This is a genomic window from Phenylobacterium sp. (genome assembly GCF_020402505.1).
Lineage (GTDB): Bacteria > Pseudomonadota > Alphaproteobacteria > Caulobacterales > Caulobacteraceae > Phenylobacterium.
The window spans coordinates 1-12,713 of record NZ_JADBZL010000014.1 but is presented as its reverse complement, the minus strand read 5'-3'; the positions used below and the strand labels follow the sequence as shown (position 1 = coordinate 12,713).

12 protein-coding genes are annotated in these 12,713 nt (G+C 70.1%); 4 read left to right on the top strand and 8 right to left on the bottom strand.

Annotated features, from left to right (window positions below; genetic code table 11):
* The 5 genes from IM632_RS00925 to IM632_RS00905 all read right to left on the bottom strand — a co-directional run.
* A partial coding sequence (locus tag IM632_RS00925) for a mitochondrial fission ELM1 family protein (protein WP_296551925.1) occupies nt 1-722 on the bottom strand: 722 nt, incomplete at its 3' end.
* A gap of 13 nt (nt 723-735) precedes the next feature.
* Complete coding sequence (gene greA, locus IM632_RS00920; protein ID WP_296482555.1) at nt 736-1,209, bottom strand: transcription elongation factor GreA; 474 nt, start codon at nt 1,207-1,209, stop codon at nt 736-738.
* Between the two features lie 125 nt (nt 1,210-1,334).
* A complete protein-coding gene (locus IM632_RS00915) occupies nt 1,335-3,224 on the bottom strand; it encodes a transglycosylase domain-containing protein (protein WP_296482558.1) in 1,890 nt (629 codons plus the stop codon).
* A gap of 83 nt (nt 3,225-3,307) precedes the next feature.
* Entirely contained in the window at nt 3,308-3,817 is a 510-nt protein-coding gene (locus tag IM632_RS00910; protein WP_296482562.1) for an ATP-binding protein, read from the bottom strand.
* Nucleotides 3,814-4,611 (bottom strand): glucose 1-dehydrogenase, encoded by a 798-nt coding sequence (locus IM632_RS00905; protein ID WP_293518300.1) that lies wholly within the window; start codon nt 4,609-4,611, stop codon nt 3,814-3,816. The genes IM632_RS00910 and IM632_RS00905 overlap by 4 nt, the downstream gene beginning before the upstream one ends.
* A 104-nt stretch (nt 4,612-4,715) precedes the next feature.
* On the opposite strand from IM632_RS00905, the gene IM632_RS00900 reads away from it, so the two are divergent.
* Complete coding sequence (locus tag IM632_RS00900) at nt 4,716-5,237, top strand: GNAT family N-acetyltransferase (RefSeq protein ID WP_296482564.1); 522 nt, start codon at nt 4,716-4,718, stop codon at nt 5,235-5,237.
* A gap of 288 nt (nt 5,238-5,525) precedes the next feature.
* Here IM632_RS00900 and carB read toward each other — a convergent pair whose 3' ends face one another.
* The 3 genes from carB to carA form a co-directional block, all read right to left on the bottom strand.
* Nucleotides 5,526-8,816 carry a carbamoyl-phosphate synthase large subunit gene (gene carB / locus IM632_RS00895; RefSeq protein ID WP_296551924.1) on the bottom strand — a complete coding sequence of 1,097 codons (3,291 nt, stop codon included), beginning with the start codon at nt 8,814-8,816 and terminating at the stop codon, nt 5,526-5,528.
* Nucleotides 8,817-9,018: 202 nt separating this feature from the next.
* A complete protein-coding gene (locus IM632_RS00890) occupies nt 9,019-9,225 on the bottom strand; it encodes a cold-shock protein (protein ID WP_296482568.1) in 207 nt (68 codons plus the stop codon).
* Nucleotides 9,226-9,414: 189 nt separating this feature from the next.
* The gene (gene carA / locus IM632_RS00885) at nt 9,415-10,581 is read right to left on the bottom strand and encodes a glutamine-hydrolyzing carbamoyl-phosphate synthase small subunit (RefSeq protein WP_296482570.1); all 1,167 of its coding nucleotides are present in this window, start codon (nt 10,579-10,581) and stop codon (nt 9,415-9,417) included.
* 163 nt (nt 10,582-10,744) lie between these two features.
* Here carA and IM632_RS00880 point away from each other — a divergent pair, with 163 nt between their 5' ends.
* From IM632_RS00880 to IM632_RS00870, 3 genes are all read left to right on the top strand, one after another.
* On the top strand, nt 10,745-11,185 hold the full coding sequence (locus IM632_RS00880) for a DUF1330 domain-containing protein (protein WP_296482573.1): 441 nt from the start codon (nt 10,745-10,747) through the stop codon (nt 11,183-11,185).
* Between the two features lie 8 nt (nt 11,186-11,193).
* Entirely contained in the window at nt 11,194-11,892 is a 699-nt protein-coding gene (locus IM632_RS00875) for an HAD family hydrolase (RefSeq protein ID WP_296482577.1), read from the top strand.
* Nucleotides 11,893-12,157: 265 nt separating this feature from the next.
* A partial coding sequence (locus IM632_RS00870; protein WP_296551923.1) for a CHC2 zinc finger domain-containing protein occupies nt 12,158-12,713 on the top strand: 556 nt, incomplete at its 3' end.

The window sequence follows — 12,713 nt, the reverse complement described above, 5'->3', positions numbered from 1 at the left end:
GCGGCCAGCATGGCGAAGTAGGGGTTCTCGCTATCACCGTCCCAGATGAACCCCGGCAGGTCGGCCAGGGCCTCGGTCAGGATGCGCCGGGCGGAGTCCGGGGTCCGTCGGGAGAAGGTCGTCATCAGCGATCCGCCGGACTCCAGTACGGCCCGGCGAAGGTCCGCGGCCAGGGTCCGGGCCCGGGCGTCTGAGAGGTCGTGGGCCTTGGACCGCCCGCCCACCAGCAGGGCCGCGCGGGGGCGGGGCAGGGGATCGATCAGGCTGGCGTACCGGGCGTTGGCCTCCGCAAGGCGCTCAGGGGTGATGCGGTGCGGCGAGCCGGTGATGGACAGGACGTTCGGGCCGGCGATCTCGTCGTGGCGGGGCGCGACGATCAGGTCGAAGGCGGCGTGCGGCGCGCGGGGATTCTGGATCTGCACCACCAGGGTGCGCCCGCCCGACCAGCGCCGGAGATGGAGGGAGAGGGGCAGGGTGGCGCGGCCCGCAGCGATCCAGACGTCCGGCCAGGGCGGACCGATACCTGTTCCACCGGCGAGGACGGTCAGGGGGAAGGGATTGAGAAACCAGGGCAGGCGACCGATGCGGCCCTTCCAACGGACGGTGCGGACGCTGACCTGCGCGGGCGTCAGCCGGGCGACGGCCTCCGCCAGCCCGAGGGCCGGACCGGCGTTTCCGGCCTTGTCATCGGAGACGGCCCAGATGGAGAGGGGGTTGGCCAAGAGCCGGCGGGCCCTAGATCCACTCCACCTTGACGATCTCGTAGGCCTTCACGCCGCCGGGCGTATTGACCTCGACGACGTCCCCGGTCTCCTTGCCGATCATGGCCCGGGCGATGGGCGAGGTGATGGAGATCTTGCCGGCCTTCACGTCAGCCTCATGCTCGCCGACAATCTGGTAGCGGGCCTTGTCCTCGGTATCCTCGTCCACGACAGAGACGGTGGCGCCGAACTTGACCTGGCTGCCCGACAGCTTGGAGACGTCGATCACCTGGGCGCGCGCCATGCGGTCCTCGATGTCCGCGATCTGCCCCTCGATCCAGCCCTGCCGCTCTTTGGCGGCGTGGTATTCGGCGTTCTCGGACAGATCGCCATGCGAGCGGGCTTCGGCGATGGCGGCGATCACGGAGGGTCGCTCGATCGTCTTGAGACGCTTCAGGTCTTCGTCGAGGGCGTGATAGCCCTCGGCGGTCATCGGGACTTTTTCCATAACCGGGTGGTCTCGGGTCTGCGCTGAGGACGTAAAGGACACCGCGGGCGCACGCGTCCGTGGGGCGAAAAGGATAGGTCCCGAGCGCTCGAAACTCAAGTGTGCAATGCAGCAAGACCTGAACTTTATTGTGGTTCCGCTGTTTGCGGCCCCTCCGGCCCCGGCGCGGGGACAACCGGTGCGGAGGGTGTCTGAGCCGGGGCGGGACCTGGCGGAGCGCCGTCTTGCGGCGGGACGTCCCCGGCGACGGGGACGGGTGGCGGCGGTCCGGCCGGGATGGGCCCGGAAGGCAGGCGCTTCACGGCGGCCGACATGACGCTTCGCCAGACTTCCGCCGGCAGGGAGCCCCCCGTCACACCCTTCATGGGCCGGTTGTCGTCCCGTCCCATCCAGACCACGGCGACGATCCCGCCTGTGTAGCCGGCGAACCAGGCGTCCTGGTAATCAGAGGTGGTGCCTGTCTTGCCGGCCACATCCCGGCCGGGAAGGGCCGCCCGGGTTCCGGTGCCGGACGCTACGACCTGCCGCATCATGCGGTTGAGGTCGGTCAGGGCGGGGTTGGCCACAATCTGTTTCGGGGGCGCCGGCGCCGGACGGCTCCACACCACCCGCCCCCCCGCCGTGCGGATCCGCGAGACGCCCCAGGCCTCGACCTGCCGGCCCCCGGCGGCGAAGGCGCCGTAGGACTCCGCCAGGTCCATGGGCGTCACGACGCCCGTTCCCAGGGCCATGGCCGGCGTGGTGGGGATGGGGGTGGAGACGCCGAGCCGGCGGGCCGTGGCGGCGACCGTGTCGCGCCCGACCTCATCCGCCAGCCGGACGGCGACCGTGTTGATCGAGCGGGCGAGGGCGGTCTCCAGGCTCATGGGTCCCTGGAAGCCGGGCTCGTAGTTGGCCGGCGACCAGCCGCCAATGTCGACGGGTTCGTCCACCACCGGGGTCTCCGGGGTCCGGCCGGCCTCGAGGGCGGTCAGCCAGACGAAGGGCTTGAAGGCTGATCCCGGCTGGCGGCGGGCGTCGGTGGCGCGGTTGTAGGGGGCCGTCAGGTGGTCCGTTCCCCCCACCAGGGCCCGTACGGCGCCGGACCCGTCCAGGACCACCACGGCGCCCTGCTGCACCCCCTGCGCCGCCCCCCTGGCGACCCCGCTCCGGAGCGCTTCCTCCGCAGAGCGCTCCAGGGGCAGATCCAGGGTGGTCTCGACCACGAGGTCCTGGCGGACCGGCCCGGCCCGGCGGCGGGCCTGGGCGTCCATCCAGTCCACAAAGTACTGGGCCGAGGCCTCCGGCGCCCGGGTCCAGACCCGGGGGCTCTCCTTGAGCGCCGCGGTCCGGGCCTTGGCCGAGAGGGCGCCCGTCTCGACCATGGCGTCGAGGACCAGCTTCGTCCGCTCGGCGTTGCGCGCCGGCTGGTCCACGGGGTTGTAGCCGGTGGGCGACTTGGGAATGGAGGCCAGCATGGCGGCCTCCCGGACGGTCAGGCGCGAGGCCGGCTTGTTGAAATAGCGCCAGGCCGCCGCCTCCAGGCCCCAGGCGCCCTTCCCGAAGTTGATGCGCGACAGGTAGAGGCCGAGGATCTGCGGCTTGGTGAAGGCCCGCTCCAGCTGAACGGCGAGGGCGACCTCCCGGGCCTTCCGCTCCAGGGTCTTGTCCTGGTTGAGGAAGAGGAGGCGGGCGACCTGCTGGGTGATGGTGGACCCGCCCTGGGCGACGCCCCCCTCGGCCAGGTTGGCGGCGGCGGCGCGGGCGATGCCCGCCGCGTCGAAACCGGGATGGCTGTAGAAGCGGCGGTCCTCGATGGCCACGAAGGCGGCGGGAACATGGGCGGGAAGGCCCCGGATGTCGACCGCCGGCCCGTAGCGCCCTCCACGCACGCCGATGCGCGCGCCGTTGCGGTCGACGAAGACCACCTGGGGCGTCCGTTCGATGGGGGGCAGGGCCGGCAGGGCCACAGCCCCCGGCAGGCCCGGAAGCGGGGGCAGGCTCACCGTTGCGGAGGCCAGGAGGCCGATCAACATCCGTCAGGTCCGTCAGGCAGGCCCGAACGCCTGCGGGTCAAGGCTGGCCGCCGACCATGGCGAGAGCATGGCGGCGGCGGGGTTCAGGCGCTCTCGACGACCTCGCAGCCGGCCAGCTCGTCGGCGTCCGGCGCCTCGAAGACCCCCTCGGCGAAGTCGAACATTTCCGGGGTGACGACAAAGGAGAATCCCTCGCCCTGGATCTGGTTGCGCGACATGACCCGACCCCGCCTGACCTCCTTCGGCGCCGTCAGGTAATGGAACCGGGCCGGCAGCTCGCAAAGCCGGGCGATCTCCGTCACCCGCGCCCGGTCGGATCGCCGCAGGAGGCCGAGGTCAAGGACCACCGGGGTCCCCGCCGCCATGACCGCCGCCGCCGTCGACCAGATCTGGGCCTCGCACCGCTCGATGCGCTCCATCAGCCAGTGGAAGTCCGGCTGCTGGGGAATGTCCTGGGCGAAGAGCCGGGCCATCCAGTCGTCGATGGAGAAGGCCACGGCCCGCTCCCGCCGGGCGAGGGCGCCGGCGTAGGTCGACTTTCCCGCGCCCGAGGGGCCGAAGATGACGTGCAGGATCGGGGCTGCGGCGCTCATCGGACGGTCAGCCCGCCGTCGATGACCATCTCGGCGCCGGTGACGTAACGGCTCTCGTCCGAGGCCAGCCAGAGCACGCCATTGGCGATGTCGAGGGGAAGACCCTTCACGCCCAGGGGCACGGCGGTTTCGGTCAGGGCGTCCAGGGCCAGGTCCCGCTGCGGCCGGGCGTTGTCGCCGGGCTCGCCGGTGCCGATGATGGTGTCCCAGATCGGGGTCTCGATGATGCCCGGATGCATGGAGTTGACCCGGATCCCGTCCCTGGCGTTGGCGCATTCCATGGCCACCGACTTGGTCATCAGCCGCACGGCGCCCTTGGTGGCGCAGTAGCCGCTCATGTTCGGCGAGCCTTTCAGCCCGGCCACCGAGGAGATGTTGATGATCGAGCCCGACTGGTGCTCGCGCATCAGGGGCAGGGAATGCTTCATGCCCAGGAAGACGCCGTCCACGTTGATGGCCATTTGGCGCTTGAAGTCGGCCAGAGAGAATTCGGTCACCAGGCCGGACAGGCCGATGCCGGCGTTGTTGACCAGGATGTCCAGGCGGCCATGCAGGGCCTTCACCTGGCCGACGACCTCGATCCAGGCTTCCTCGCTCGTCACGTCGTGGTGCAGGTAGTCAGCCTTGGCGCCGGTCGCGCGCAGGGCCTCGGCGGCCTTGCGGCCCTTGTCGTCCTGGATGTCGGTGATGACAATGATCGCGCCTTCCTGCGCCAGCCGCTCGGCGCAGCCCAGGCCGATGCCGCTGGCCCCGCCGGTGATGAGCGCCACCTTGCCCTGAACCCGTCCCGCCATGTCCGTCTCCTTCCCGCTTGACCCCTGGGATTTTCTCATGCCTAGCGCACGGTGCCGCGCTTGCCCATAGACGGCGCCGTGCAGAGACCTCCCGGGAGGCGTCCATGTCGATCAAGATCCGCCCCTGCACCCCGCAGGACGCCGAGGCCCTGGCCCTGGTCAGCCGGGCGACCTTCCTGGAGTCCTACGCCGATGTCCTGCCGGCGGCGGACATCCTTGTCCACTGCGAGGTCCAGAACCGGCCTGAGCTCTACCGCGACTGGCTCTCGACGCCCGGCTGGCGGGCCTGGCTGGCGGAGATCGCGGACACTCGCGCCCCCGTGGGCTTTTCCCTTTCCTGCCCGCCGGACCTGCCCCTGCCGACCGGGCCGGGCGACGTGGAACTGAAGCGCATCTACCTGCTGCACCGCTTCCAGGGCGGGGGCGACGGCGCCCGGCTGATGGCGGCGGCGGAGGCGGCCGCTCGGGCGGATGGCTTCGACCGCCTGCTCCTCGGCGTCTATACGAAGAACATCCAGGCCCTCGGCTTCTACGCCCATCAGGGCTTCACCCAGGCCGGCGTGCGGACCTTCCAGGTGGGCTCCCGCACCTACGACGACCTCGTCCTGGCCAAGACTCTGTCCTGAAGCCGTTGACCCCCCTTAGTCGGCATTCGCCGACAGCCCCCTTCGGGGGAGCAATCAAGCTATTGAAAGTCCTCCCCCTCTTGAGGGGGAGGTGGCCCGCGCAGCGGGTCGGAGGGGGGCAAGACCGCCTCAGCAGGCCCCCTCACCCCGCTTCGCCCGGAGCTCCCCCGCAGGGGAGCAATGGCGCCGCAATTCCTCCACCTCCTGAGGGGGAGGTGGCCCGCGCAGCGGGTCGGAGGGGGTTGGTGAAGGGCTCGCGGCGCCGTCAGAGGGGCCGAGGCTTGGGCGTCAGGCGGCGTAGCCCTGGAGGGGGCGGACGTCGAGGGGGCCGTGGGCCATGGCGGTGATGGCCTGGGCCGCCGCCAGGGCTCCCGCCGAGGTGGTGAAGTAGGGGATCTTCATCATCAGGGCGGTCCGGCGGATCTCGTAGCTGTCGGCCAGAGACTGCTTGCCCTCGGTGGTGTTGAAGACCAGCTGGACCTCGCCGTTCTTCATGGCGTCGACAATATGGGGTCGGCCTTCAAGGACCTTGCGCACGTGCTCCACGGTCAGACCCTGGTCGGCCAGGTAGCTCGCGGTCCCGCCGGTGGCGAGCACCCTGAAGCCGCGATCCAGCAGCAGGCGGACCGGCTCGACGATCCAGGGCTTGTCGGCGTCCTTCACTGAGACGAAGACCGCGCCGGAGGCCGGCAGCACGGTCCCGCCGCCCAGCTGGCTCTTGGCGAAGGCCCGGGCGAAGGCGGGACCGGGGCCCTCGCCCTCGCGGCGCCAGTCCAGGCCCATGACCTCGCCGGTGGAGCGCATCTCCGGCCCGAGGACGGTGTCCACCCCGGCGAAGCGGGCGAAGGGGAAGACGGCTTCCTTGACCGCCACGTGGTCGTAGGGGGTCTCGGCCAGGCCGAAGCCCGCGAGGAGATCGCCCGCCATCACCTTGGCCGCGATGGCCGCGAGCGGCCGGCCGATGGTCTTGGCGACGAAGGGCACCGTGCGGCTCGCGCGCGGGTTGACCTCCAGCACGAAGATCCGGGGCGCCTCGGAGTGCGGCTCCTCGATGGCGAACTGGACGTTCATCAGGCCCTTGACCCCCAGGGCGAAGGCCATGGCCTCGGTCTGGCGCTTGAGCTCGGCGATGGTCTCGGGGCGCAGGGAGAAGGGGGGCAGGGAGCAGGCGGAGTCGCCCGAGTGCACCCCGGCCTCCTCGATGTGCTCCATGACGCCGGCCACGAAGACCGTCTCGCCGTCGCAGAGGGCGTCCACGTCCACCTCGGTGGCCCGCGACAGGTACTGGTCGATCAGCACCGGGCTGTCGCCGGACACCTGGACGGCGGTGGTGATGTAGCGCTCAAGCTGCTCGTCGTCGCGGACGATCTCCATGGCCCGACCTCCGAGGACGTAGGAGGGACGGATGACGACCGGGTAGCCCACCTTGTGGGCGGCGGCGAAGGCCTCCTCGCGGGAGCGGGCGATGGCGTTGACCGGCTGGGCGATGTCGAGGCGATGCAGCAGCTGCTGGAAGCGCTCGCGGTCCTCGGCCAGGTCGATGGCGTCCGGGCTGGTGCCGAGGATGGGGATGCCCGCCTCCTCCAGGGCCTGGGCCAGCTTGAGCGGCGTCTGGCCGCCGAACTGGACGATGACGCCCAGGAGGGTCCCGCGGGACTGCTCGACGGCGATCAGCTCCAGCACGTCCTCGGCGGTGAGGGGTTCGAAATAGAGCCGGTCCGAGGTGTCGTAGTCGGTGGAGACGGTCTCGGGGTTGCAGTTGACCATGATCGACTCCACCCCGATGTCGGCCAGGGCGAAGGCGGCGTGACAGCAGCAGTAGTCGAACTCGATCCCCTGGCCGATGCGGTTGGGGCCGCCGCCAAGGATGATCGCCTTGCGGTGATCGGAGGGATCGCTCTCGCACTCCGGGGCCTGCCCCAGGGCGCCGGTCTCGTAGGTCGAGTACATGTAAGGGGTGTCGGCCCGGAACTCGCCGGCGCAGGTGTCGATGCGCTTGAAGACGGGGCGGACTCCCAGGGCCCGGCGGGCGGCGCGAACGGCGGCCTCGGTCTGGCGGCTCAGGCGGGCCAGCCGGGCGTCGGAGAAGCCCTGGGCCTTGAGGGCTCGGAAGGCGTGGGCGTCGGTGGGCAGGCCGCCGGCGCGCACCAGGCCTTCCTGGCGCACCAGGTCCTGGATCTGCCGCAGAACCCAGGGCTCGTAGGCGCACGCGCCATGCACCTCATCGACGTTGAGGCCGTGGCGGAAGGCCTGGGCAATGACCCGAAGCCGGTCCGGGGTCGGGACGCCGAGGGCCCGGATCACGGCGGCCTTGCCCGTCTCCGGGTCGGCGGCGCCCTCGATCTCCACCTCATCCAGCCCGGTCAGGCCCGTCTCCAGGCCGCGCAGGGCCTTCTGGAGGCTTTCCTTGAAGGTCCGCCCAATGGCCATGACCTCGCCCACCGACTTCATCGACGTGGTGAGGTAAGGCTCGGAACCTGGATATTTTTCAAAAGCGAAGCGCGGAATCTTCGTGACAACATAGTCGATGGACGGCTCGAAGGAGGCCGGGGTCGCCCCGGTGATGTCGTTCATCAGCTCGTCGAGGGTGTAGCCGACGGCCAGCCGGGCGGCGACCTTGGCGATGGGGAAGCCGGTGGCCTTCGACGCCAGGGCTGAGGACCGGGAGACCCGCGGGTTCATCTCGATGACGACCATCCGGCCGTCCTTCGGGTTGATGGCGAACTGGACGTTCGAGCCGCCGGTCTCGACCCCGATCTCGCGCAGGACGGCGATCGAGGCCGACCGCATGATCTGGTATTCCTTGTCCGTGAGGGTCAGGGCCGGCGCCACGGTGATGGAGTCGCCGGTGTGGACGCCCATCGGGTCGATGTTCTCGATGGAGCAGACGATGATGCAGTTGTCCGCCTTGTCGCGGACGACCTCCATCTCGTACTCCTTCCAGCCCAGGACGCTTTCCTCGATCAGCACCTCGGTGGTGGGCGACAGGTCCAGGCCCCGCTCGACGATCTCGCGGAACTCCTCGACATTGTAGGCGATGCCGCCTCCGGTTCCCGCCAGGGTGAAGGAGGGCCGGACGATGGCCGGCAGGCCGACGAAGGCCAGCCCCTCCATGGCCTCCTCGAGGGTGTGGGCGGCCTTGGACTTGGGGCTTTCCAGGCCGAGCTTGTCCATGGCGTCCCGGAACTTCTGGCGGTCCTCGGCCTTGTCGATCACCTCGGCCCGGGCGCCGATCATCTCCACTCCATAGCGGGCCAGGACGCCGCGGCTTTCGAGGGCCAGGGCGGTGTTCAGGGCGGTCTGGCCGCCCATGGTCGGCAGGAGGGCGTCGGGACGCTCGGCGGCGATGATCTTCTCGACCATTTCCGGCGTGATCGGCTCGACATAGGTCGCGTCCGCCACGTCCGGGTCGGTCATGATGGTGGCGGGGTTGGAGTTGACCAGGATGATCCGGTAGCCCTCGGCCCGCAGCGCCTTGCACGCCTGCACGCCGGAATAGTCGAACTCGCAGGCCTGGCCGATGACGATGGGCCCGGCGCCGATGATCAGGATCGAGGAGATGTCGGTGCGTTTGGGCATGGGAACACTCGCGCGCAGGGCCAGCGCGCGCGCCTGCGCGCTGCGTCCCGGCCGGATTGAAGGCTAAGGCGCCCGTTTAGAGGGGGACTCGGACAGGCGCAAGCATCGATCCCGGCGGTGCAGGGAGCCCCGGCTTTCGCCCACAGAAAAACGGGCCGGCGTCGCCGCCGGCCCGTCCAGAAGCTTCCCTTGCGGGGTGAGGTCAGACGGACAGGTTGCCCGCAGACATCTTGCCGCTGCGCTTGTCGCGCTCGAGCTCGTAGGTGACCTTCTGCCCTTCGTTGAGAGAGCGGAGGCCCGCACGTTCAACGGCGGAGATGTGCACGAACACGTCGGGGCCGCCCTCGTCGGGTTGGATGAAGCCGTAGCCCTTGGTTCCGTTGAACCACTTCACGGTGCCGGTAGCCATATTGATCGATCGTCCTTGGATATACAGGCCCGCACCCCCGGAGTTGGGGCGCACGGGATCAAAAATCGAAGGAGGTCGGTAGCAGGCCCGCTGCGTCAGAAGAAGCGTCGAAAAAGCAGCCGAACCTACGAGATTTGACGCTGCAGTATGACGGAAGTCCACCCTTGTGGCAAGCGACCCGGAAGCCGGCTAGGCGCGGGCAGCCTCCATGAGGTCGGCGAAGCGCTGGAAAAGGTAGAGAGAGTCCGTCGGCCCGGGCGACGCCTCGGGGTGATGCTGGACCGAAAACACCGGCCGCCCGGTCAGGGCGATTCCGGCGTTGGTGCCGTCGAAGAGGGAGATGTGGGTCTCCTCCACGCCCTCGGGCAGGCTTTCGCGGCTGACCGTGAAGCCGTGGTTCATGGAGACGATTTCGACCTTGCCGGTGGTCAGGTCCTTCACAGGGTGGTTCGCCCCGTGGTGGCCCTGCTCCATCTTTTCCGTGCGCGCGCCGAGGGCCAGGGCCAGCATCTGATGACCGAGGCAGATGCCGAACAGGGGAATCCCGGCTTCCACCAGCTTGCGGATCTCGGGCACGGCGTAGAGGCCGGTGGCGGCGGGATCCCCCGGTCCGTTGGAGAGCAGAACGCCGTCCGGACGGCGGGCGAGGATGTCCTCGGCGGAGGTCGAGGCCGGTACCACCGTTACCCGGGCGCCGCAGGAGGCCAGCGCCCGCAGGATGTTCCGCTTCACCCCGAAGTCCACGACCACAACGTGATAGCGATCCTGGGCGGGGCGGGCGTAGCCGGCGGGCCAGTCATAGAGGCCTTCCTCCCAGGTGAAGGCCTGCCGGCAGGTGGCGTCCTTCGCCAGGTCCAGCCCGACGATCCCGGCCCATTCGACCGCCTGACGACGAAGGGCGGGCAGGTCGAACCTGCCCTCAGGATCATGGGCGATCACGGCGTGAGGCATGCCCTGCTCGCGGATCCGCCGAGTCAGGGCCCGGGTATCGACGCCCGACAGGCCGATGACGCCCCGCCGGGCCATCCAGGCGCCCAGGTCGCCCTCGGCGCGCCAGTTGGCGGGCGGCGTCGGGGCGTCACGGAAGAGGGCGCCCCGGGCCGCGGTGGCGGAGTCCCCGGTCACCTGCTCGACGTCTTCGGCGTTGACCCCGACATTGCCCACGTGGGGGAAGGTGAAGGATACGATCTGGGCCATGTAGGACGGGTCGGTCAGGATTTCCTGATATCCCGTCATGGCGGTGTTGAAGCAGACCTCGCCCACCGCCGCGCCGACGGCGCCGCAGCCGACCCCCTGCAGGACGGTTCCGTCCGCCAGGACCAGGACGCCCGTGACGCCGGGGAGGAGTTCGCTCATGGCAGGCCGCTCCAGGGGCAGGGGTTGAGGGCTCGCAAAAAGGCGGGCGAGGATGCATCCTGCCCGCCCTCCGGCCGTTCCGGGTCTGGTAATGACTCGCGGCGGGCCGGTCAATGCGGCGCGCCGGCCGCGACCCCTTCCGCGTCCGACCTGGGAGAGCCCGATGCCCGAGACCGCCTTCATCGATCCCGACCGCGAGGCCTGGGCGATCTTCAAGGGCCTGCCGGCGGGCGCGCCCATCCACATGCTGAACCTGATCCGGCTGCGCGACCGCGCCGCCTATCCCGAGGGGCACGCCGACCATGGCCGGGGCCTGTCGGGCCTGGACGCCTATCGCGCCTATGGCCGGACCACGGCGCACATCTTCGCCCGGGTCGGCGGGCGGCAGGTCTGGGTCGGCAAGCCCGAGGTGACGGTGACCGGCCCGCAGTCCGAGGCCTGGGACATCGCCTTCATCGCCCAGTACCCGGACGCCCAGGCCTTCATCGCCATGGTCCGGGATCCGGAATACCGGGTCCTGGTGGCCCACCGGACGGCAGGCGTCGCGGATTCCCGGCTCATCTGCATGTCGCCCCGGGAGCCCGGCGAGGGCTTCGGCGAGTAGCGGGCCCCATGAAGCGCATCACCACGGTCGGTCTCGATGCCGACGACACCCTCTGGCACAACGAGACCCTGTTCCGGCTGACCCAGGACCGGTTCTGCGATCTCCTGTCGGACAAGGCCGACCCCGAGGACCTGATGACCCGTCTGGCGGAGGTCGAGGCCCGGAATCTGAGGCTCTACGGCTATGGCGTGAAGGGCTTCACCCTGTCGATGATCGAGACGGCGATGGAGCTGACCCATGGCGAGGCGCCGGCCTCGGTGGTGCGCGAAATCCTGGCCGCCGGGCGCGAGATGCTGAACGAGCCGGTGGAACCCCTGCCTGGGGTGGAGGCCGCCCTCGCCGCCCTGTCGCAGGACTACAGGCTGGTGCTCGTCACCAAGGGAGATCTTCTCCATCAGGAGCAGAAGCTGGCGGCTTCGGGTCTTGGCGACCTCTTCGTCGCTGTGGAGATCGTCAGCGAGAAGACCGCCTCCACCTACGCCCGGGTCTTCGAGCGTCACGGCTCCGGGCCCGGGCGGGCGGTCATGTGCGGCAACTCGCTGCGGTCGGACATCCTGCCGGCGCTTGAGGCGGGGTCCTACGCTGCTCACGTGCCCTACCCCATGACCTGGGCGCACGAGCACGCCGAACCGCCGGTCGGCCACCCGCGCTTCGCCGAGCTGGCGACCCTCCGGGACCTGCCCGCCTGGGTGGCGGGGCTGGGCTAGGACGGCGCCTCAGCAGACCCCCTCCGGCCCGCTGCGCGGTCCACCTCCCCCTCAAGAGGTGGAGGAATTGCTGAGCAAATTGCTCCCCTGCGGGGGAGCTCCGGGCGAAGCCCGGTGAGGGGGCGCAACGGCCCCTCCGCAGACCCCCTCCGACCCGCTGCGCGGTCCACATCTCCCCCGGCGGGCGGAAATTGGGAGCTATCGCCGGAGAGGCGTTCGGTCCCCGGGGCTGGGCGAGGGAACGGCGCCGGTCTATCCTTCCCCCGTGCGGTTCGACGAAGCCTTCCTCGACGAGATCAAGTCACGCCTCCGGCCCTCGGACGTCATTGGCCGGACCGTGAAGCTGCAGAAGCGCGGCCGCGAGTTCGTCGGCCTGTCACCCTTCACCAAGGAGAAGACGCCGTCCTTCTACGTGAATGACGAGAAGGGCCAGTTCTTCGACTTCTCGTCCGGCAAGACCGGGGACCTGATCGCCTTCCTGCAGGAGAGCGAGCGTCTGTCCTTCGTGGAGGCGGTGGAGCGGCTGGCGGCGGAGGCGGGTCTGGCCCTGCCGGCCCCCGACCCCCGGGCTGCCGAGCAGGAGAAGAAGCGCCAGGGCCTGACCGACTGGACCGAGCTGGCGGCCCAGTGGTTCAGCCGCATGCTGAATGGCCCGCCCGGCGCGGCGGCGCGGGCCTATCTGGAGCGCCGGGGACTGCCGGCGTCGGACTGGGAGCGGTTCCGCCTCGGCTTCGCTCCGGCCTCGCGCACCAGCCTGAAGGACTATCTCGTGACCAAGGGCGCCCGCCCGGCCGACCTGGTGGAGGCGGGCCTCCTGATCG